We start from the raw sequence: 19351 nt of genomic DNA on the forward strand, positions 1-19351 counted from the left end.
CGCTGTTCATGGTGCGGCTTCGCGCGAGGAGTTCGCGCTGAGCGAAGCCGAAAGCCGCCCGCGGTCACGGCTCCGGGGACTGCCGTTGCGTGGTGGCGAACCGCTGGCGGTAGTGGGTCGGCGTCGTGCCCAGGTGGCGGGCGAAGGCGCGGCGGAGGGATTCGTCGGTGCCCAGTCCACTGTGGCGCGCGGCCGAGGTGACGCTGTGCCCGTCGAGGAGGAGTTGCCGGGCGCGGTCGAGGCGGACGCGTTCGACCCAGCGGGCCGGTGTGGTGCCGAGTTCGGCCCCGAACAGGCGGGTCAGGTGCCGGGTGCTGACGGCCGCCGCGACGGCCATGGCCGGCAGGCTGTGGTCGGCGGCCGGGTCGGCGACCACGGACGCGATCACCGCGCGCAGCACGTCGCTTCGCGCCGGCGGGGTGGCGAGGGCCGTGGAGAACTGCGACTGCCCGCCCGGGCGTTGCAGGAACACGACCATTTCCCGGGCGATGTCCCGGGCCACGTCCGCGCCGTGGTCGTCTTCCACGAGAGCGAGGGTCAGATCGATTCCGGCGCTGATGCCGGCCGAGGTGACGTAGCGGCCGTCGCGGATGTGGATGGCGTCCGGCTCGACGCACACCCGGGGGTAGCGGCGGGCGAGCGCTTCGGCGTGCCGCCAGTGCGTGGTCGCGCGGCGGCCGTCGAGCAGCCCCAGTTCGGCGAGGACGAAGGCGCCGGTGCAGACCGACGCGACCCGTTTCGCCTGCGTGGCGAGCGTGCGCACGGTCGCCAGCAGGCCGTCCTCCGGTCGCCGCTCGGCCAGCCGGTCGCCGCCGGCGACCACCACCGTGTCGACGGGGCCGGCCTCGGCCGCCGAGACGCAGCCGGCCAGCCCCAGCCCGGCGGACGTGGCCACCTGTGCACCGCGCGGCGAGACCAGCACCAACTCGTACGGGTGGCCTTGCCGACCCGCCTGGTGCAAGACCTCCGACGGGCCGCTGACATCGAGCATGGTCACACCGTCGAACACCACGACGGCCACCCGGTGCGTCATGTCCGGATCTGTGGTTCTTCTGGCCGGAAGGACATGGCACCAGGGTAGCCGCCCGGGCGAACCTGGAACCCGTCACCGACCGAGCAGGAGGCAGCGCAGATGAAGGAATCCATCGCAGGCGTGCAGATCCCGGACAGCGCCCTGGCGCGGGAGGCCACCGAGCTGGTGCGCGAGGCCGCGTCGCCGTTGCTGTTCGACCACTCCCGGCGGGTGTTCCTGTGGGGGTCGTTGCGCGGCCGGGAGCAGGGGCTTCGGTTCGATACCGAGCTGCTGTACGTGGGCGCCATGTTCCACGACCTGGGGCTGACCGAGCGGTTCCGCCGTGCGGACCAGCGCTTCGAGATCGACGGCGCCGACGAGGCCCGCAGGTTCCTGCAGGCCCACGGCATCGGCGGCGAGCCCGCCGACCGGGTCTGGACCGCCATCGCCCTGCACACCACGCCCGAGATCCCGCTGCACATGGCGCCCGAGGTCGCCCTGGTCACCCGCGGCGTCGAGCTCGACGTCCTGGGCATCGGCTACCACGCGGTCTCCGACGAGCAACGCGCCGCCGTGGTCGCCGCGCACCCCCGCCCGGACTTCAAGAACCGGATCCTCACCGCGTTCACCGAAGGCATCGAGGACCGCCCCGAGACGACGTTCGGCAACGTCAAGGCGGACGTGCTCGCCCACTACGCCCCGGGCTTCGTGCGCAGCGACTTCGTCGAGGTCATCAAGAACTCCGACTGGCCGGAGTGATCCCCCGCCGAGGGAAGAACGGCACCGCCGATTCGACGGGTCGCCCGGGCTTCTCCAAGAGAACGGCTCCACCCGGCTCATCCCGGAGACGCCCGGTACGTGACGCCGGCGGCGGTTTCGCGCGAAAACGCCATCCCGCCCCACGCGAAGCGGCAGTTTCGCGCGAAACCGCCGCCCTGCGCCCCAGACGGCCACATCCCGAACGTGCGAACGACCCCTGAAGCCGGTTCAGCTCATCGCCAAGGCGTGCCGGTCCAAAGTGGAGCGTGGCGTCACGCGCCGGGGTCGAGGGCGAAGCGGGCCGCTAGGCCGCGCAGGACGCAGTCCAGGCCGGTGGCGAACTCGTCGTCGCGGGCGCTGCGCAGGTTCTGACCCCGCTGCGCGGCGTAAAGCTTGCGCTGCCGCGGGAATTCCCGCACCGCTCGTTCGGCGGCGGGCCACAGGCGCTCGGCCCACTCCTGCTCGCGTTGCCCGCTGCGCGCGAGCATGGTGAGCCAGGCCGCCTCGCTGGTCGACACCCCGACGACGTAGGCGAAGACCGTGTTCATCGCCCGGTCGGCCGCGTCCAGCGGGAAGCCCCCTTCCTCGAACGCGGCGAGGATGGCCTCGGTCAGCCGCATCATGTTCGGCCCGAGGTAGGCCACGCCCGCCTCGCCGAGCACCGAGACGATCCACGGGTGGCGCAGCAGCGTCGACCGGATGCTGTGCGCGCAGCCGGTGATGGCTGCGCGCCAGCCCGCGGCATCGCCGGGGACCGGCACCTCGATCTCGCCGTAGACCTCGTCCACGACCAGTTCGATCAGCTCGTCCTTGTTGGCCACGTGCGTGTACATCGAGGTGGCCCCGGCGTTGAGCTGGGCGCCGAGCTTGCGCATGCTCAACGCCCCGATTCCCTCGGCGTCCAGCAGGCGCAGAGCCGCGGCGACGATCTGCTCCCGGCTCAGCGCCGGCTGCTCCCGCCGCTGTCGCTGCGGGCGGGCCCACACCGAGGGAAACGGCTGCTCATCGGCTGACATGCGGGCTCCTCGCTCCTACGCGCGATCCGTTCGAACAGTGTACGTCCTTGCGCACAACGCACGGTCTCAGTACGGTGTGCGGACGTCCGCACACTGTTCGGTTCGCAGGTCAGAGGGGATCTAATGCCAGTACCGCAATTCGACGTCGACCGGTGGCAGGCCAGGCTCGACGAGCTGCGCGCCGCCCACCACGTCCCGGCAGCCGCGCTCGCCGTGCTGGCCGACGGCACCGTCCACGAGCTGGCCAGCGGCGTGCTGCACCGGGGAACCGGGGTGTCCGCCACCCCCGATTCGGTCTTCCTGGCCGGATCGCTCGCCAAGACCTACACCGCCACGCTGGTGATGCAGCTGGTCGACTCCGGCGAGCTGGACCTGGACGCGCCGGTGGTGGGCGTGCTGCCGGAGTTCGCCACCCCGGACCCGGAAGCCACCAGGACGATCACCGTCCGGCAGCTGCTGTCGCACACCGGCGGGGTGACCAACGACTTCTTCCACGACTCCGGCCGCGGCGACGACTGCCTGGCGAAGTACGTCGAGGCCGCCGGGGACGTGACACTGGACTGCCCGCCGGGCACGGCGTTCTCCTACGGCAGCCTCGGCTACGTCGTGCTCGGCCGGATCGTCGAGGTGCTCACCGGGCAGACCTGGGACCAGGCGCTGCGGGACCGGCTGTTCGCCCCGCTCGGGCTGGAGCACTCGATGACGCTGCCGGAGGAAGCGCTGCGGTTCCGGACGGCCATGGGCCACCTCGGCCGGGAGCCCGAACCTGCGGCCGTCTGGGACATGATGCCGCGCTCGGCGGGGCCGTACGGCCGGGTCATCGTCTCGGCCGGTGACGTCGCCCGCTTCGCCAAGATGCACCTGGACGGCGGCATCGCCGCGGACGGCACCCGGGTCCTGTCCGCCGATGCGGTCGCCGCGATGCAGCGCCGCGAGGTGGACAGCCCGGACAAGTGGAGCATGTCCGCGGACGGCTGGGGTCTCGGCTGGACCTTGCACGACTGGAACGGGGTCTTCGGCTTCGGGCACGACGGCAACGCGGGCGCGCAGCAGTCCTACCTGCGCGTCATCCCGCGGGCGGGCGTGGCGTTCGTGCTGCTCACCAACGGCGGCGACTTCGCCCGGCTCTACGCCGACCTGTTCCGGGAGCTGCTGGCCGAACTGGCCGACGCGCGCATGCCGGCCCCGTTCGCTCCGCCGGCGAACCCGCCCGAGGTGGACCTGACGCCGCTGCTGGGCAGCTATCGGCGCGCCGGAACCATCACGACCATCAGCCGGGACGACGCGGGCGGCGCACGGATCCGCTACGAGTTCGTCGACGAGCTGGAAGGCATTGCCCCGCCGATGGAAGCGAGCCTGCTGCCGGTATCGCCGACGGTCTTCGCCGCGCCCTTCAACCTCGGCGGCGAGGCGTACAGCCCGGTGGTGTTCGCCACCCTGGCCAACGGCACCCCGTGCGTTTACGTCAGCATGCGCGCCGCCCCCAAGGCCACCTGATCGCGGGTTAGCCCGCGATCAGGAAGGAGGTTCCTCTTGGAGGTCGTTTCAGAACGGCTCCGCCCGGCTCGTCCGAAGGCGTCCGGCGCCTGACATCGGCGGCGGTTTCGCGCGAAACCGGCGCCCTGCGCCCCAGCCGACCACGTGCTCGCACACCATTCCGGAACGACCCTTCAGAGGTCGGCCAGCTCCGCTGCCACGGCGGTGAGCTTGCCGCTGATGCGGGCGACGGCGTCGGCGCCGAGCGGCAACCGCAACGGCGGATCCTCCCGGTCCGCGACGGCGACGAGCTGGGCGGCGGCCCACGCCGGGTCGCCACCCGGCTCGCCGTCGTCGTACTCGGCGAGCGTCTCGCCGACCTGGCGGTAATCGTCGATGGACCGGCCGGCCCGCGCCGAGCCGACCGACGCGAAGTCGGTCTGGAAGACCCCGGGTTCGGCGATCGTGACCGCGATCCCGAACGGCGCGAGCTCCTCCCGCAACGCTTCGGCCAGTCCCTCGACCGCGAACTTGCTCGCCGCGTAGACGCCGAATCCCGCCCCGGAGGCGAACCCGCCCATCGAACTCATCATCAGCACGTGCCCCGACCGCTGGGCGCGCATCACCGGCAGCACCTGGTTCGTCACCGACAACACCCCGAGAACATTGGTGTCGAACAGGGTTCTCGCCTCCTCCACGGAGGTTTCCTCGACGGCACCGAGGAGTCCGAGAGCGGCATTGTTGACCAGCACGTCGATCCGGCCGAACCGATCGACCGCGGCCGCGACCGCCTTCCGCACGGTGTCCGGATCGGTGACGTCGAGGCGGCACGTGAGCAGCCGCTCCTCGTGCTCCAGCGCGACGGCGGCGATGCGTTCGGGGGCCCGGGCCGTGGCCACCACGGCGTCCCCTCGCGCCAGCACCGCGTCGACGAGCGCCGCCCCCAACCCGCGCGACGCGCCGGTAACCAGCCAAGTCCGCATGCCCACCCCTTCTCGTCGGGTCCCGGCATCACGATAGGCAGTCAGGCGCGCCCCCGGGTGGGGTTCCGGGCAGTCGACTGGACGGTGCTCGCGGAGAGATATCCGAAAGCGTTTGGCATGCAAGTCTTTTCGACGGAGAAAACAGGTAGCGGGTCATCTCCCGCGAGCGGCGCTTCGGCGGCTGCGCCTGGCGTACGGCAGCGCGAACATGTACAGGCCGCTGAGCAGGAGCAGCGCGAGCGGGAGCAGCGGTACGTAGGAAATCCAGACGACGGGCTCTTCCTGCGCCAGGGCGACGAAGGTGATGATCACGGTCACCGTGAAGGCGATGGAAAGCCAGCGGTGGCTCTGCCGAACCCACTTGTTCCAGTTCATTCGGACCTCCTGCGAAATCGGGAAACCCCGGGACCAGCCGGGTGGGGACGTTCGTGGCGGTCGGCCGGGCCCTGCCCGGCGACCGGTGGTGTCCGCTCCGGTCACGCTAGGCGCGGGCACGCGGCCGGCGCTTCTCGATTCCTGACCGGTCTCCCGCTTCGCCCCACGCACGACGGCATCCCCACCGCTGGTGGCGCTCGGACACCTGATACCGCCACCGGCAGTGCGAGAGCCGGCTGACCTCGGAGTCTTTTCGGCGGCCTATCGCTACAGCGGCGAGCCACCGGTCGTGCCCGCGGACGCCAGCGCGCGCAGTGCGTTCGCGGTGTGCTCGTCGAAGGGGTAGAAGAACTCGATCGCCAGCTCCGACAACGTCACATCGGCCGGAGCGCCGAATGTGGCCATGGTGCTGAACATCGCCAATTCGCCCTGCGGGGTGCGGATCCTCAGCGGCACCTGGATCGGGCTCGGCGCATTTCCGGCGCTGCCGCCCCGTTCCGCTCCCGGGTCCTCGGGGACGGGATACCCGCCCACCTCCTCGTACAACGCGCGCAGGTGCGCGTCTCCGGTGGCGATGACCTGGCGGTGCAGCCGTTCCAGGAACAGGGCGCGGACCTCGTGCAGGTTGACCAACCGCCGGGCCAGTCCGTCGGGGTGCAGGGCCAGGCGGAACACGTTGGGCTGCGGCAGCAGCAGGTGCTGCGGTATGCCGTCCATGAGCACGGCCATGGCCCGGTTGCCGAGCAGCACGTTCCACAGGCGGTCGACCACGACCGCCGGATACGGCTCGTGGGACGCCAGCATGGTGTCCAGCGCCGAACGGATCGAGGCCATGGCTTCGTCATCGAGGCTGCTCTCCTGGTACGCCGGTGCGTAGTCGGCGGCCAGCAGCAAGGTGTTCCGGTCGCGCAGGGGAACGTCCAGGGCACGGGACAGGCGCAGCACCATCGCCCGGCTCGGCCGCGCACGGCCGGTCTCCACACAGGACAGATGCCGCGCGGAGGTGTCCGCCAGGAGAGCGAGGTCCAGCTGGCTGAGCCGCCGACGCCGCCGCCACTCGCGGAGCAAGATCCCCACCCTGGCCGGTTGCCGCACACCCATGTTCCGAAGCCTAGCCAGCCGCAGATCACCGCGGCCATGACCTCGGAGGTCATTGAACTCGTGCCCTGCGCGATGCCACCTTCTGGGCAGATCGACGACGAGGAGACGCACATGAGCAGCCCGACCACTACCGCCGGCAGCCCGAGGGAACGGGCCGACCTGCTGCGCAGGAGCCTGCGGATCGACAGCGGGGGCACCGCGGCCTTCGGGGTGATCATGCTGGTGGGCGGGCAGTGGCTCGCTGCTCCGCTCGGGCTGCCGTCCGCCTGGTTCCTGCCGATCGGGATCGCGATGCTCGGCGGCGCCGCCGCTCTCGGCCTGATCGCCGGCTACCCGGAGATCCCGTCGCGGCTGGCCGGGTCGGCCATCGCGGGGAACGCCGTGTCCGGTGCGGTCATCCTCCCGCTGACGTTCACCGGTGTGCTGCCGCTCACCGGCCTGGGCGTGGCCTTCATGCTCGCCGGCGCCGCGTGGGTCATCACGTTCGCCGCACTCGCGTTCGCCGGTCTCCGCAGCTCGCGGAGCCCGAGGACCGCGCAGCGGGGGCATTCGCACGGGAACGTGGCGCCGAGCGGCGCGGCGCGCACGTGACCGCACGAGCCACCGAACCAAGGGGGCCTTCCAGGATGCGACGTCGGCCGCATGCGGTGGAGACCGCGGGGCGGGCCCTGCTCGAATGATCTGTCCACATGAGACTGTCCGGCCGCTGCGCGTGCGGGAGGACGCCGTGGCGGCCGCTGCGAAAAAATCAGTTGCCCGGGTGGGGCGCCACCCCCTAGCCTCCTCGGTACACAGGAAAGGAGGTGGTCCAACGTTGAATACCAACAGGACTTGTGAGGTGGCTGTCCGCTAGGACCGCCCAGGCACTCCAGCCGACCCGACGTGCGATGCCCCCTGTGGAATTCGACGCGGGCAAGCGGTCGGCGAATACCAGGCAGCTACCCGACCCCGAAGCCCCGAACTGTGTCCGGTTCGGCCTGTGCGGACACCGCCAGGAAGCGGCTTCGGGGTCGCTGCTTTTCCAGCCGGGCTTCGGAATCTCCCACAGCCGGGCGGAAGCGTCGTGTTCGCGGGTGTGGCTGCGGAGCACCACCGCGGTCAATGGTGCGGCCCTCTGGGCGGGCGGGCGTCGAGCAGGACCGCGCAGGTGATCAGCAAGGCGATCACCACGAGAACGGTCACGGCGAGTTCGACGAGGACTTCGGTGGACATGGTCAGCTCCCGGGCGTGGATTCTTCGGCGCCGCGGCGGGCGCGCAGGCTGGTCAGCGTGACGGCCGCCAAGACCACCACGATGACCGCGAGTGAGAGCGGGGTCGGGATCTCCGGGACGGCGGGCCAGATCCCGTGCGCCCAGTGCAGGACCAGCTTCACCCCGATGAACGCGAGGATGATCGCCAACCCGTGGTTGAGGTGGGTGAGCTTGGCGAGCGCCGTCGCCAGCACGAAGTACAAGGCACGCAGTCCGAGCAGGGCGAACGCGTTGGTGGCGAACACCAGGTACGGATCCTCGGTGATGCCGTAGACGGCGGGGACGGAATCGACGGCGAACACCACGTCGGTGGCGAAGACCGCCACGACCACGACCGTCAGCGGGGTCAAGGCACGTCGGCCGCCTTCGCGAACCGTGAGCCGGGGGCCTCGGTAGTCGTCGGTGACCGGCATCAGCCGCCGCAGCAGGCGCACCGAGCGCATCTGCGACACGTCGCGGTCGAAACCGGAACCGGTGATCGCCTCGTGCAGGATCTTGACGGCGGTGGCGAACAGGATCGCGCCGAAGACCAGGAACGCCCAGGTGCCCGCCTGCAGCAGGGCGGCCCCGGCCGCGATGAAGATCCCGCGCAGCACCAGAGCCCCGACGATGCCGTACAGCAGCACCCGCTGCTGCAGTTCGGCCGGCACGGCGAAGCCCGACAGCAGGATCATGAAGACGAAGAGGTTGTCGACCGACAGGGACTTCTCCACCACGAAGCCGGTGATGAACTCCAGCGCCTGGCTGCCGCCGAACGCACTCCACAGGAACAACCCGAACACCAGCGGCAAGGCGAGGTAGAAGACCGACCAGCCGATGGCCTCGCGCATGGAGACCTCGTGCGGGCGGCGGGTGACCAGGAAGTCGGCGCACAGCAGCGCCAGCAGCACGGCGATGCTGATGCCCCAGAGCCACGGCGAGCCGATCGAGTCCGATGGGGCGGCGGCGAGAGCGGTCGGACGAGGCATGGAGACCCCCTCGAACTCGGTTGCGTTCGAGGTCTCCTTCGCCCGTGCGGGCGGCCTGCCGGGGATGCCAACGGGCATCCGTCCTGACCGGACAGACCCTGCGGAAGTACTCCCCCCGAGCCGAGTATCGAACAGCGCCCGAACGGCGGCCACCTCAAAGCGCTCGCCGGGCCTCCCGGAGATCGCGACTCCGGCCGGTGGCGCCGAACCCCTTGCGGTGCCTGCGCGTCGTCAGCCGCCGACCTTGGAACGGAGGCCGTCCAGGACGAGTTCGAGCCCGCGTTCGAAGTCCGCCGGTCCGCCGGGCGCCCGGTCGATCGCGCCGGCGCTCGCCGCCTGCAGCGCCATCTGCTCTTCCACCGTGTGGCCGAAGACGAGGTGCAGGAGGGCCCGGGTGCCGACGTCGACCAGGTCGTCGGGCAGGCCGCCGTCGCGCAGGGCCGCTCGCAGCTGGTTCGCGGGCTCGGCGGCACCGAGGCCGAAGGTGTGCGCCGTGACGACCACCTCCGCACCGTCGCGGTAGGCGAGCATCGCGTCCCGGAGCTCTGCGCAGACCTCGACCACGCGCCGGTCCCATTCCCGGGCCCGGTGCGCTCGCCTGCCCCGGGTCAGGATCTCGTCGGCGACCGCGGCCAGCAGCGTCTGCTTGTTCGGCACGTGGTGGTAGAGCGCGCTCGGTTGCACACCGAGATCGGCGGCCAGGCGGCGCATCGACAGCGACTCCAGCCCGTACTCGTCGAGGACCGCGATCGCGCGATCCACGACGTCGCTCCGGTGATACCGCACGCAGACCCCTCCCGTTGACCGATCGCCCCGCCCAGCCTAGCCTGAACACCGTTCAGGTGAACACTGTTCAGGTTGCCGCACCTGCCGACACGGGAGAAGCGATGAACACCACCTTCCACCAGCTCGCCGATGGGATCCTCGCCGGGGTGCCGGCCACCCCCGAGGCCGCCCTCGCGGTGCTGCGCGCCGACGACGCCGAGCTGATGTCCGTCGTCGCCGCCGCCGGCCGGCTGCGCCGCGCGCACTTCGGCAACGCGGTGAAGGTGAACTACCTGGTGAACCTGAAGTCGGGGCTGTGCCCGGAGAACTGCAACTACTGCTCGCAGGCGCTGGGCTCCGACGCGCCCATCCTCAAGTACTCCTGGCTGTCCAAGGACGAGACCCTCCAGCAGGCCGGCGCCGGGCTCAAGGGCGGCGCGAGCCGGGTGTGCCTGGTCTCCTCCGGACGCGGGCCGTCCACCCGGGACATCGACAAGGTCACCGAGATGGTCGGGGCGCTCAAGGAGGAGTACCCCGACGTCGAGGTCTGCGCCTGCCTGGGGCTGCTCAAGGACGGCCAGGCCGAGCGCCTGAAGGCCGCCGGGGTGGACGCCTACAACCACAACATCAACACCGCCGAGAGCAACCACGACAACATCGTCCAGACCCACACCTACGCGGACCGGGTCGAAACCGTGGAGAAGGCGAAGGGCGCGGGGATCTCGCCCTGCTCCGGCCTGATCGCGGGCCTGGGCGAAACCGACGAGCAACTCGTCGAGGCGCTGTTCGCGCTGCGGGAGCTGGGCTCGGACTCGATCCCGGTCAACTTCCTGATGCCCTTCGACGGCACCCCGTTCGAGAACACCTGGGAGCTCTCCCCCACCCGCTGCGTGAAGATCCTGGCGATGGCGCGCTTCGTCTGCCCGGACAAGGAGATCCGGATCGCCGGCGGCCGCGAGATGCACCTGCGTTCGCTGCAACCGATCGCGCTGCACGTCGCCAACTCGATCTTCCTAGGCGACTACCTCACCTCGGAGGGCCAGGAAGCCAAGGCGGACCTCGAGATGATCCGCGACAACGGCTTCGTCGTCCTTGGCTCCGCGGAGGACCTCGCGCGGCAGACCGGGCGGCTGGAGCCGATCGATCCGGCGATCCGGCGCCGCGGTGCCGGCACCGACGTCCTCCCCAACGCCTGACATGACCGCCGAAGCACTGCTCGCGTTCGACCGCGAGCACCTGTGGCACCCGTACACATCGATGGCCGAACCGACGCCGACGCGCCTGGTCACCGGCGCCGCGGGCAGCCGGATCAGCCTCGACGGCGTCGGCGAGGTGGTCGACGGGATGGCGTCGTGGTGGTCGGCGATCCACGGCTACCGGCACCCCGTGCTCGACGCGGCGGTGCGCCGGCAGATCGAGCAGATGTCGCACGTGATGTTCGGCGGGCTCACCCACGAGCCGGCGATCGAGCTGGCCCGGCGACTGGTCGACCTCGCACCCGCCGGCCTCGACCGCGTCTTCCTCGCCGACTCCGGGTCGGTGAGCGTCGAGGTGGCGATGAAGATGGCGCTGCAGTACCAGCGCGGCGCCGGCCTGCCGGACCGGACCCGGTTCCTCACCGTCCGCGGCGGCTACCACGGCGACACCTTCGACTGCATGAGCGTGTGCGACCCCGACGGCGGGATGCACGCCATGTGGTCCGGCGTGCTGCCGGAGCAGGTGTTCGGCGAGCGCCCGCCACGGCTCGACGGCGACGTCGACGCCTGGGCGGCGGGCTTCCGCGCGCTCGCGGCCGAGCACGCGGACCGCCTCGCCGGGCTGATCGTGGAGCCGCTCCTCCAGGGCGCCGGCGGCATGCACCCCTACCCCGCCGCATGTCTGCGGGTGTTCCGCGAGATCGCCGACGAGCACGGACTGGTGCTGGTCTTCGACGAGATCGCCACCGGATTCGGCCGCACCGGAACGCTTTTCGCCGCCGACGCCGCCGGCGTGACCCCGGACGTGCTGTGCGTCGGCAAGGCGCTCACCGGGGGCTACCTGTCGCTGGCCGCCACGCTCTGCACGACGGAGGTCGCCCGTGGCGTGTCCGCCAGCGATTCCGGCGTCCTCATGCACGGCCCCACCTTCATGGGCAACCCGCTGGCCTGCTCGGTCGCCTCGGCCAGCCTGGACCTGCTGAGCACCGGCGACTGGGCGGCGGACGTGCGCCGGATCAACACGGGTTTGCAGGCGCTGCACGACATCGATGCCGTCGACGTGCGGGTCCTCGGCGCGGTCGGCGTGGTCCAGCTCGACCACCCGGTCGACGTGGTCAAGGCGACCGAAGCCGCCCTGGAGCAGGGCGTGTGGTTGCGCCCGTTCCGCGACCTGATCTACACCATGCCGCCGTACGTGTGCACCGACGACGACATCGCCGCCATCTGCGCCGGGATCGCGGCCGCTGCGGAGGCCGGATGAGCGGCTGGGAAACGTGGTTCGCCGAGCAGCGGACCAAGCGCGAAGACGCCGGGTTGCAGCGCACGCTGCGGCCGCGGGCGGTCGATGACGACGTCATCGACCTCGCCAACAACGACTACCTGGGGTTGAGCTGCGATCCCGAGGTGCGCCGAGCGGCCGCCGACGCCGCCCTCGCCTGGGGCGCCGGCTCGGGTGCGTCCCGGCTGGTCACCGGCACCACCACGCTGCACGCCGACCTGGAGCGCGAACTCGCCGAGTTCACCGGTCGCGACGCGGCGCTGGTCTTCTCGACCGGCTACCACGCCAACCTGTCCGCGGTGACCGTGCTGGCGGACAAGCAGACGCTGATCGTCTCCGACGCACACGTGCACGCTTCGCTGATCGACGCCGCGCGGCTGTCCCGGGCGGCGATCGAGGTGGTCCCGCACAACGACGTCGCCGCGGTCCGGGCCGCGTTGGCCGAAGCCGGTGGCCGGCGGGCGATCGTGCTGACCGAGTCGGTCTTCTCGGTGCTCGGCGACGCCGCCCCGCTGGAAGATCTGGCGGCGGCCTGTGCCGATCACGACGCGCTGCTCGTCGTCGACGAGGCGCACGGGCTCGGCGTGGTCGGTGACGGCGGCCGAGGACTGGTGCACGCCCACGGCCTGGCCGACGACCAGCACGTGGTGATGACCGCGACGCTGTCGAAATCGCTCGGCGCGATGGGCGGTGCGGTGCTCGGCTCCGCTGCGCTGATCGACCACCTCACCAACCGGGCCCGCCCGTTCATCTTCGACACCGGGCTGGCACCGGCGCCCACCGCCGGCGCGCTGGCCGCCCTCCGCAGGCTGCGCGGGCGACCCGGTTTCCCGGCGCAGATCCACCAGCGCGGCGGAGAGCTGGCCGACCGGCTCGGCGTGCCGCGGTCGGCAGGCGCCGTGCTCTCGGTGCCCATGCCGTCTCCGCAGGTCGCCGTCGCCGCACAGGCCGCGGCGCTCGCAGCCGGAGTCCGGGTGGGGTGCTTCCGGCCGCCATCGGTGCCCGACGGGATCTCCCGGCTCCGGATCACCACCCACGTCGGCCTCGACGACGAGCGCTGGGCGCGCGCCGTCGACGTGCTGGCCCGCACCATCGACGACCACCGGCGGCAGGCATGATCACCATCATCACGGGCACCGACACCGGTGTCGGCAAGACCGTGGCCACCGCGGCGCTCGCGGTCCGCTCCGGTCCGGGAACGATCGTCGTGAAGCCCGCGCAGACCGGCGTCGGCACCGACGAGCCCGACATCTCCGTCGTGGCGCGGCTGGCGGGCTGCGAAGTCGCCGAGTTCACCCGGCTCGAAGATCCCCTCGCGCCGGACACGGCCGCCCGGCGGCGCGGCATCGGGATCCCGCCGATCAGCGAGCACGCGGCCCGCATCCGCGGGCTCGCCCGGACCCGCGACACCGTGATCGTCGAAGGCGCGGGCGGCCTCATGGTCCGCCTCGACACCGGGGGCGGCACCCTGCTGGACCTCGCCACCGGGCTCGCCGTGGACCACCCGGTGCGGGTGTACGTCGTGACCCGGGCCGGGCTCGGCACCCTCAACCACACCGAACTCACCGTCAACGCCCTGCGTTCGCGAAACCTGGAGCCGGCGGGACTGGTGCTCGGCGCGGTGCCGGAAGCGCTCGGGCTGGCCGAGGAGTGCAACCTCGCCGAGCTGCCCCGGGTCACGGGAGTGCCGATCGTGGCGGCGATTCCCGACGGCGCAGGCGGTCTCGAACCGGAGCAGTTCCGGGCGCGAGCCGGCTCCTGGCTGGCCGACTGCCCGAGTTTCCGGGCCGGTCACGCCGCTTCGTAGCCGAGCCGGGCGCCGAGGCTCCTCGCCGCCTCGCTCACCGCGGCGCCGAAGATCGCTTCGTTCTCCTCGGTCAGGCGGCTCATCGGGATGTTCACGCTGAGGCTGGCGATCGGCTTCTCCGGTCCCTCCAGGACGACGGCGGCGACCGAACCGACGTCGGCCCGCCATTCCCCGTGGTTGAGCGCGAATCCGCGTTCCCGGATCCGGGCCAGCTCGGCGAGCATCTGGTCCGGATCGGTGATCGTGTTGTCGGTGTAGCGCGGTAGCTCGTCGGCGAACAGGCGCTTGAGGACCTCCGGGCCGCTGTTGGCGAGGACCGCCTTGCCGTTGGCGGACGCGTGCAGGGGAAGCGCGTGCCCCAGGGCCATGCTGATGCGCAGCGGCTTCGACGTCTCCAGCCGCTCGATCAGGACGACCCTGTCCTCCTCCGGGACCGTGAGGTGGATCGTCTCCTCGGTGCGCCGGCGCAGGTCCTCCATGATCGGCCTGGCCGCGTCGCGCAGGCCGAGGTCACCGCTGGCGCGGCCGCCGATCGCGAGCGCCTTGGTGGTCATCACCCACCGCTTGACCTCGCCCGATGCCGGACGTATCCACCCGGCCTCGTCGAGGGTGAGCAGCGAGCGCTGGACCGAGCTCTTGGGCATGTCCAGCGCGCGGGCCAGTTCGCCGACGCCGATCGGCTGCCGCGCGGCGACCTCTTCCAGTACCCGCAGCGTGTTCAGGACGTTGCGCAATGCCTTGACTCCCCAGTCCGCCGTGCCTACTCTCTCGGCGCTTTCATACGGCACAGCGTACCACGTCACGGCACAGCGTCACCTGATCGGCTCAGAAGGGTTTGGTGCAATGGCCGCCAACAGCGGACGGCATTTCCTGCAGATCCCCGGACCGACCAACGTCCCCGACAGCGTGTTGCGCGCCATGGCGCAACCCACGATCGATCACCGCGGGCCGGACTTCGCGGAACTCGCGCAGGACGTGCTGCGCAGGGTCCGGCCGGTGTTCGGCACCGATCGGCCCGTCGTCATCTACCCGTCCTCGGGCACCGGGGCCTGGGAGGCGGCGCTCGTCAACACCCTGTCCCCCGGCGATCGCGTGCTCGCGTTCGAAACCGGCCACTTCGCCACCTTGTGGCGCGACATGGCGGAAGGCCTCGGGCTGGTCGTCGACTTCGTCCCCGGGGACTGGCGGCGAGGCGTCGACCCGGCCGTCGTCGCCGAGCGGCTGGCCGCGGACGAACAGCACGGCATCGCCGCGGTGATGGTCGTCCACAACGAGACGTCGACCGGGGTCACCAGCCGGGTGCCGGAGATCCGCGCTGCCATCGACGAAGCGAACCACCCCGCGCTGCTGCTGGTCGACACGATCTCCTCGCTGGGCTCCATCGACTACCGGCACGACGAGTGGGGCGTGGACGTCACGGTCAGCTGCTCGCAGAAGGGCCTGATGCTGCCGCCGGGGCTGGGGTTCAACGCGATCAGCGAGAAGGCGCTCACCGCCGCCGAAGGGGCGCGGCTGCCGAAGTCGTACTGGAACTGGGCGCCCATCCTCGAAGCCAACGAGCGCGGCTTCTTCCCCTACACCCCGCCGACAAACCTCCTCTACGGGCTGCGGGAAGCGCTGTCCCTCCTCGAAGCGGAAGGACTGCCCAACGTCTTCGCCCGGCACGACCGGCACGCCGAGGCCACCAGAGCAGCCGTGCGGGCCTGGGGCCTGGAAGTGCTGTGCGCCGACGAACGCGAGCACTCCAGCTCGCTGACCGCCGTGCGGTTGGGCGAGGAACACGACGCGAACAAGGTCCGCGAGGTCATCCTGGACCGCTTCGACATGTCGCTGGGCGCCGGCCTGGGCAAGCTCACCGGTCGCGTGTTCCGCATCGGCCACCTCGGCGACTTCAACGACCTGACGCTGGCCGGCACCCTCGCCGGCGTCCAGATGGGACTCGAACTGTCCGGGGTGCCCGTCGACCCCACCGGTCTCCAAGCGGCCCTCGAGGTGTTGCGCGGCTAAGGAGTGTTTTCAAGTTGGTTTGCGTGGCGGTGCGGGTGGCGGCCCCCCTGCGGGAATTACCGATGCCCCCTCGCTGTGGGATCCCCGACATCATGAATGCCAATTCACCACGTCGGGGCTGTCCTCGCGAGGAGCCATCTGAGAACCCGCGGCGGTGCGAGTTGAGTCCCACACCGCAAGCGGCTACCGCCGCTTATTACCGCGGCCCAGGTAAATCAGCGCGGCGCCCTGGTCCGCCGGCCGGGCGCGGCGACTGCAAGGACGAATCGGTGGAAAGGAATCGCGATGACCGTCCCGACAACTGACGCTCCCGCCGCACGGCAAACCCTCGGTTCGCGCCTGGAACGCGCGCTCCGCGCCGCGCTGGACGGCGAGGTCGCCTTCGACGACTACACCCGCCACCTCTTCTCCCGCGACGCCAGCATGTACTCGATCACGCCGCTCGGCGTCGCGTTCCCGCGCCACGACGACGACGTCGCCGCGGCCGTGAAGGTCGCCGCCGAGCTCGGTGTGCCGGTCGTGCCGCGCGGCGCGGGAACGAGCCTGGTCGGCCAGACCGTGGGACCCGGCCTGGTGCTCGACATGTCCCGGCACATGAACCGGATCCTGGCGATCGACCCGGTGGCGCGCACGGCGCTGGTGGAGGTCGGCGTGGTGCAGGACCAGCTCAACCAGGCCGCCGCCGCGCACGGGCTGATGTTCGGCCCGGACACCTCCACCAGCAACCGCGCCACGATCGGCGGGATGATCGGCAACAACTCGGCGGGCAGCGGCTCGCTGACCTACGGCATGACGATCGACCACGTGCGGGCGCTGGACGTGGTGCTCGCCGACGGCTCGTGCACCCGGTTCGAGCCCGTCGACGAGGCCGAGCGGGCGCGCCGGGCGTCGGCGGAGACCCTCGAAGGCCGGATCTACCGAGCGCTTCCGGGTCTCGTCGCCGCCAACGCGGGCGTCATCGAGGCGAAGATGCCGGCGTTCTGGCGCCGCGCCTGCGGCTACCGGCTCGACCGGCTGGTCGGCTTCGGGCCGGAAAAGCCGTTCGACCTGGCGAAGTTCGTGGTGGGCGCGGAGGGCACGCTGGTCATCGCCACTCGCGCGCTGGTGGACCTGGTGCCCAAGCCGTGGCGGACGGTCTACGCCGTCGGCCACTTCACCGACACCGCGAGCGCCATCTCCGCCACCACGGACGCGCTGAGCTGCGACCCGCACCAGGTCGAGCTGATGGACCGGACGATCCTGGACCTGTCGCGGCAGAAGATCGAGTTCGCCGACCTCGGCAACGTGCTCGTCGGCGACCCGGGCGCGCTGCTGTTCGTCTCCTTCACCGGCGACGACGAAGCGGACCTGGTCGCCCAGCTCGACCGGCTCGATGCGCGGTGGCAGCAGAACGGGCACGGCTACCACACGCTTCGCGCGGTCACGCCCGCCGAGCAGCAGGCGCTGCTGAAGGTCCGGAAGTCCAGCCTGGGCCTGCTGATGGCCGCCGGCGAGGGGACCCGCCGCCCGCTGGCCTTCGTCGAGGACACCGCGGTGGACCCGGTGCACCTCGCCGAATACACCAAGCGGTTCAAGGAGATCCTCGACGAGCACCGGATGGAGGCCGGGTTCTACGGCCACTGCTCGGTGGGATGCCTGCACATCCGCCCGTTCGTCGACCTGACCGACCCCGACGAGGTCGCCAAGATGCGCGCCGTCGCGGAAGCGGTCAAGGACCTCGTCGCCGAGTACGGCGGGGTGAACTCCAGCGAACACGGCGACGGCCTCGCCCGCAGCGAGTTCAACCGGGAGATCTTCGGCGACGAGCTGTACGAGGCCATGCGCGAGGTCAAGCGGCTCTTCGACCCCGACGGCGTCATGAACCCCGGCAAGATCGTCGACGCGCCGTCGATGACCGAGAACCTCCGCGACCGCGACGCGCTCCCGCCCGCCCCACCGCTGCGGACGATGCTGGAGTTCGAGGTCGTCGGCGGCATGCGCGGCGCCGCGGACCGCTGCATGAACATCGGTGCCTGCCGGAAGTCCGCCGCGGGCGTGATGTGCCCGTCCTACATCGCGACGAAGAACGAGGAGCACTCCACCCGCGGCCGGGCCAACGCGCTGGTGAAGGCGCTGTCCGAACCGGACCCGCACGCGGCGCTGGGCGGCGAACGCCTCCACGAGATCCTCGACCTCTGCCTGATGTGCAAGGCGTGCAAGAGCGAATGCCCGATGAGCGTGGACATGGCGTCGCTGAAGGCCGAAACGCTCGCGCACCACCACGAGATCCACGGGACCCCGCTCCGGTCGCGCGTGTTCTCCTCGATCCGCGCGCTCAACCGGCTCGGCTCGGCGACCGCCCCGCTGTCGAACCTGCCCAGCCGGATCCCCTTCCTGCGCAGGGTCCTGGACCGCACGCTCGGCATCGCGGCGGCCCGCCCGCTGCCCACGTTCCAGCGGGTCAGCCTGCTCCGCTGGTTCCGCCGCCGCACGTCCGCGCAGGCCGCCGCTCCGCAGGGCGCGGTCACCTGGCTCGCGGACTCGTTCACCACCTACACCGAGCCGCACATCGGCCGGGCGGGCATCGAGCTGCTGGAACGGTCGGGCTGGCGGGTGGACCTCGCGGGCGGCGGCTGCTGCGGGCGGTCGAGCATGTCGAAGGGAATGCTCGACGACGCGAAGAAGAAGGCGACGGCGCTGGTCACCTCGCTGGAGCGGGACACCGCACCGGATTCGCCGATCGTGGGCTGCGAGCCGTCGTGCGTGTTGATGCTCCGCGAGGAGCACAAGTCGCTGCTGCCCGACTCCTCGTCGGTGCACGCCGTGGCGCAGCGGGTCAAGCAGGTGGAGGAACTCCTCGTCGAAGCGATCGACGCGGGCCGGCTGACGCTGCGCGCGGATTCCTGGCTCGCGGGGCGCCGCATCGTCTTCCACGGCCACTGCCACCAGAAGGCCGAAGTCGGCACCGCCGCCACGGTCGCCCTGCTGGGCCGGATCCCGGGGGCGCAGGTCGAGGAGATCGACGCGGGCTGCTGCGGGATGGCAGGCTCGTTCGGCTTCGAGTCGGAGCACTACGAAACGTCCATGACCGTCGGCGGGGACCGGCTTTTCCCGGCGCTGGCGGCGGAACCCGAGGACACGGTCGTGGCCGCGACCGGGGTTTCGTGCCGGCAGCAGATCTTCCACGGAGCGGGCCGCACCGCGTGGCACCCGGTGGAACTGGTCCGCGAGGCGCTGTCCATCGACTAGGAGCTCGTTTCAGGGCGGCTTCACCAGGTTGATCCCGAAGGTGCCCGGTGCCGGCGCAGGTGGCGTTTTCTTGCGGAAAAAGGGACGCGGACGCGTGGGGGAAAACAGGTTTTTGCTGAAAAGAGGAC

17 protein-coding genes are annotated in these 19351 nt (G+C 71.1%); 9 read left to right on the forward strand and 8 right to left on the reverse strand.

The features are described 5' to 3' along the window. Positions 1–64: 64 nt before the first annotated feature. Positions 65–1033 (reverse strand): GlxA family transcriptional regulator, encoded by a 969-nt coding sequence (locus AC07EQ_RS00550; RefSeq protein WP_478385733.1) that lies wholly within the window; start codon positions 1031–1033, stop codon positions 65–67. A gap of 99 nt (positions 1034–1132) precedes the next feature. Here AC07EQ_RS00550 and AC07EQ_RS00555 point away from each other — a divergent pair, with 99 nt between their 5' ends. Next, on the forward strand, positions 1133–1771 hold the full coding sequence (locus AC07EQ_RS00555; RefSeq protein ID WP_478385735.1) for an HD domain-containing protein: 639 nt from the start codon (positions 1133–1135) through the stop codon (positions 1769–1771). A 272-nt stretch (positions 1772–2043) separates the two neighbouring features. Here the strand turns inward: AC07EQ_RS00555 and AC07EQ_RS00560 are convergent, their stop codons facing one another. After that, a complete protein-coding gene (locus tag AC07EQ_RS00560; protein WP_478385736.1) occupies positions 2044–2787 on the reverse strand; it encodes a TetR/AcrR family transcriptional regulator in 744 nt (247 codons plus the stop codon). Positions 2788–2910: 123 nt separating this feature from the next. On the opposite strand from AC07EQ_RS00560, the gene AC07EQ_RS00565 reads away from it, so the two are divergent. Continuing rightward, the gene (locus tag AC07EQ_RS00565; RefSeq protein ID WP_478385737.1) at positions 2911–4284 is read left to right on the forward strand and encodes a serine hydrolase domain-containing protein; all 1374 of its coding nucleotides are present in this window, start codon (positions 2911–2913) and stop codon (positions 4282–4284) included. A gap of 173 nt (positions 4285–4457) precedes the next feature. Here the strand turns inward: AC07EQ_RS00565 and AC07EQ_RS00570 are convergent, their stop codons facing one another. The 3 genes from AC07EQ_RS00570 to AC07EQ_RS00580 form a co-directional block, all read right to left on the reverse strand. Then, positions 4458–5246, reverse strand: coding sequence for an SDR family NAD(P)-dependent oxidoreductase (locus AC07EQ_RS00570; RefSeq protein ID WP_478385738.1), 789 nt, complete (start codon positions 5244–5246; stop codon positions 4458–4460). 153 nt (positions 5247–5399) lie between these two features. Next, a complete protein-coding gene (locus AC07EQ_RS00575; protein WP_478385739.1) occupies positions 5400–5621 on the reverse strand; it encodes a hypothetical protein in 222 nt (73 codons plus the stop codon). Between the two features lie 267 nt (positions 5622–5888). Then, positions 5889–6722 (reverse strand): MmyB family transcriptional regulator, encoded by an 834-nt coding sequence (locus tag AC07EQ_RS00580; protein ID WP_478385740.1) that lies wholly within the window; start codon positions 6720–6722, stop codon positions 5889–5891. 111 nt (positions 6723–6833) lie between these two features. On the opposite strand from AC07EQ_RS00580, the gene AC07EQ_RS00585 reads away from it, so the two are divergent. Further along, positions 6834–7313, forward strand: coding sequence for a hypothetical protein (locus AC07EQ_RS00585; protein WP_478385741.1), 480 nt, complete (start codon positions 6834–6836; stop codon positions 7311–7313). 623 nt (positions 7314–7936) lie between these two features. Here AC07EQ_RS00585 and AC07EQ_RS00590 read toward each other — a convergent pair. Both AC07EQ_RS00590 and AC07EQ_RS00595 read right to left on the reverse strand, forming a co-directional pair. Next, positions 7937–8941 (reverse strand): TerC/Alx family metal homeostasis membrane protein, encoded by a 1005-nt coding sequence (locus AC07EQ_RS00590; RefSeq protein WP_478385742.1) that lies wholly within the window; start codon positions 8939–8941, stop codon positions 7937–7939. 231 nt (positions 8942–9172) lie between these two features. Beyond that, positions 9173–9727 carry a TetR/AcrR family transcriptional regulator C-terminal domain-containing protein gene (locus tag AC07EQ_RS00595; RefSeq protein ID WP_478385743.1) on the reverse strand — a complete coding sequence of 185 codons (555 nt, stop codon included), beginning with the start codon at positions 9725–9727 and terminating at the stop codon, positions 9173–9175. Positions 9728–9828: 101 nt separating this feature from the next. Here AC07EQ_RS00595 and bioB point away from each other — a divergent pair, with 101 nt between their 5' ends. From bioB to bioD, 4 genes are read left to right on the forward strand one after another with little or no spacing between them, the layout of a single operon-like run. Beyond that, positions 9829–10902, forward strand: a complete 1074-nt coding sequence (gene bioB / locus AC07EQ_RS00600) for a biotin synthase BioB (RefSeq protein ID WP_478385744.1) — start codon at positions 9829–9831, stop codon at positions 10900–10902. Between the two features lies 1 nt (position 10903). Continuing rightward, positions 10904–12163, forward strand: coding sequence for an adenosylmethionine--8-amino-7-oxononanoate transaminase (locus AC07EQ_RS00605; RefSeq protein ID WP_478385745.1), 1260 nt, complete (start codon positions 10904–10906; stop codon positions 12161–12163). Beyond that, positions 12160–13299, forward strand: a complete 1140-nt coding sequence (locus AC07EQ_RS00610; protein ID WP_478385746.1) for an 8-amino-7-oxononanoate synthase — start codon at positions 12160–12162, stop codon at positions 13297–13299. Before AC07EQ_RS00605 ends, AC07EQ_RS00610 begins: the two co-directional genes overlap by 4 nt. Then, positions 13296–13988, forward strand: a complete 693-nt coding sequence (bioD, locus tag AC07EQ_RS00615; RefSeq protein WP_478385747.1) for a dethiobiotin synthase — start codon at positions 13296–13298, stop codon at positions 13986–13988. The genes AC07EQ_RS00610 and bioD overlap by 4 nt, the downstream gene beginning before the upstream one ends. On the opposite strand, the gene AC07EQ_RS00620 is transcribed toward bioD, so the two are convergent. Further along, positions 13973–14791 (reverse strand): IclR family transcriptional regulator, encoded by an 819-nt coding sequence (locus AC07EQ_RS00620; protein ID WP_478385748.1) that lies wholly within the window; start codon positions 14789–14791, stop codon positions 13973–13975. The genes bioD and AC07EQ_RS00620 overlap by 16 nt on opposite strands. A 40-nt stretch (positions 14792–14831) precedes the next feature. Here AC07EQ_RS00620 and AC07EQ_RS00625 point away from each other — a divergent pair, with 40 nt between their 5' ends. After that, positions 14832–15995 carry a pyridoxal-phosphate-dependent aminotransferase family protein gene (locus AC07EQ_RS00625; protein ID WP_478385749.1) on the forward strand — a complete coding sequence of 388 codons (1164 nt, stop codon included), beginning with the start codon at positions 14832–14834 and terminating at the stop codon, positions 15993–15995. A gap of 285 nt (positions 15996–16280) precedes the next feature. After that, positions 16281–19223 (forward strand): FAD-binding and (Fe-S)-binding domain-containing protein, encoded by a 2943-nt coding sequence (locus tag AC07EQ_RS00630; protein WP_478385751.1) that lies wholly within the window; start codon positions 16281–16283, stop codon positions 19221–19223. Positions 19224–19351 lie beyond the last annotated feature (128 nt).

It is taken from the genome of Saccharopolyspora sp. NPDC045839, from assembly GCF_056431645.1.

Excerpts from the sequence above, each read along its gene's own strand:
- AC07EQ_RS00550 (WP_478385733.1), bottom strand. The coding sequence starts at position 1,033 with ATGACGCACCGGGTGGCCGTCGTGGTGTTCGACGGTGTGACCATGCTC.
- AC07EQ_RS00555 (WP_478385735.1), top strand. The coding sequence starts at position 1,133 with ATGAAGGAATCCATCGCAGGCGTGCAGATCCCGGACAGCGCCCTGGCG.
- AC07EQ_RS00560 (WP_478385736.1), bottom strand. The coding sequence starts at position 2,787 with ATGTCAGCCGATGAGCAGCCGTTTCCCTCGGTGTGGGCCCGCCCGCAG.
- AC07EQ_RS00565 (WP_478385737.1), top strand. The coding sequence starts at position 2,911 with ATGCCAGTACCGCAATTCGACGTCGACCGGTGGCAGGCCAGGCTCGAC.
- AC07EQ_RS00570 (WP_478385738.1), bottom strand. The coding sequence starts at position 5,246 with ATGCGGACTTGGCTGGTTACCGGCGCGTCGCGCGGGTTGGGGGCGGCG.
- AC07EQ_RS00575 (WP_478385739.1), bottom strand. The coding sequence starts at position 5,621 with ATGAACTGGAACAAGTGGGTTCGGCAGAGCCACCGCTGGCTTTCCATC.
- AC07EQ_RS00580 (WP_478385740.1), bottom strand. The coding sequence starts at position 6,722 with ATGGGTGTGCGGCAACCGGCCAGGGTGGGGATCTTGCTCCGCGAGTGG.
- AC07EQ_RS00585 (WP_478385741.1), top strand. The coding sequence starts at position 6,834 with ATGAGCAGCCCGACCACTACCGCCGGCAGCCCGAGGGAACGGGCCGAC.
- AC07EQ_RS00590 (WP_478385742.1), bottom strand. The coding sequence starts at position 8,941 with ATGCCTCGTCCGACCGCTCTCGCCGCCGCCCCATCGGACTCGATCGGC.
- bioB (WP_478385744.1), top strand. The coding sequence starts at position 9,829 with ATGAACACCACCTTCCACCAGCTCGCCGATGGGATCCTCGCCGGGGTG.
- AC07EQ_RS00605 (WP_478385745.1), top strand. The coding sequence starts at position 10,904 with ATGACCGCCGAAGCACTGCTCGCGTTCGACCGCGAGCACCTGTGGCAC.
- AC07EQ_RS00610 (WP_478385746.1), top strand. The coding sequence starts at position 12,160 with ATGAGCGGCTGGGAAACGTGGTTCGCCGAGCAGCGGACCAAGCGCGAA.
- bioD (WP_478385747.1), top strand. The coding sequence starts at position 13,296 with ATGATCACCATCATCACGGGCACCGACACCGGTGTCGGCAAGACCGTG.
- AC07EQ_RS00625 (WP_478385749.1), top strand. The coding sequence starts at position 14,832 with ATGGCCGCCAACAGCGGACGGCATTTCCTGCAGATCCCCGGACCGACC.
- AC07EQ_RS00630 (WP_478385751.1), top strand. The coding sequence starts at position 16,281 with ATGACCGTCCCGACAACTGACGCTCCCGCCGCACGGCAAACCCTCGGT.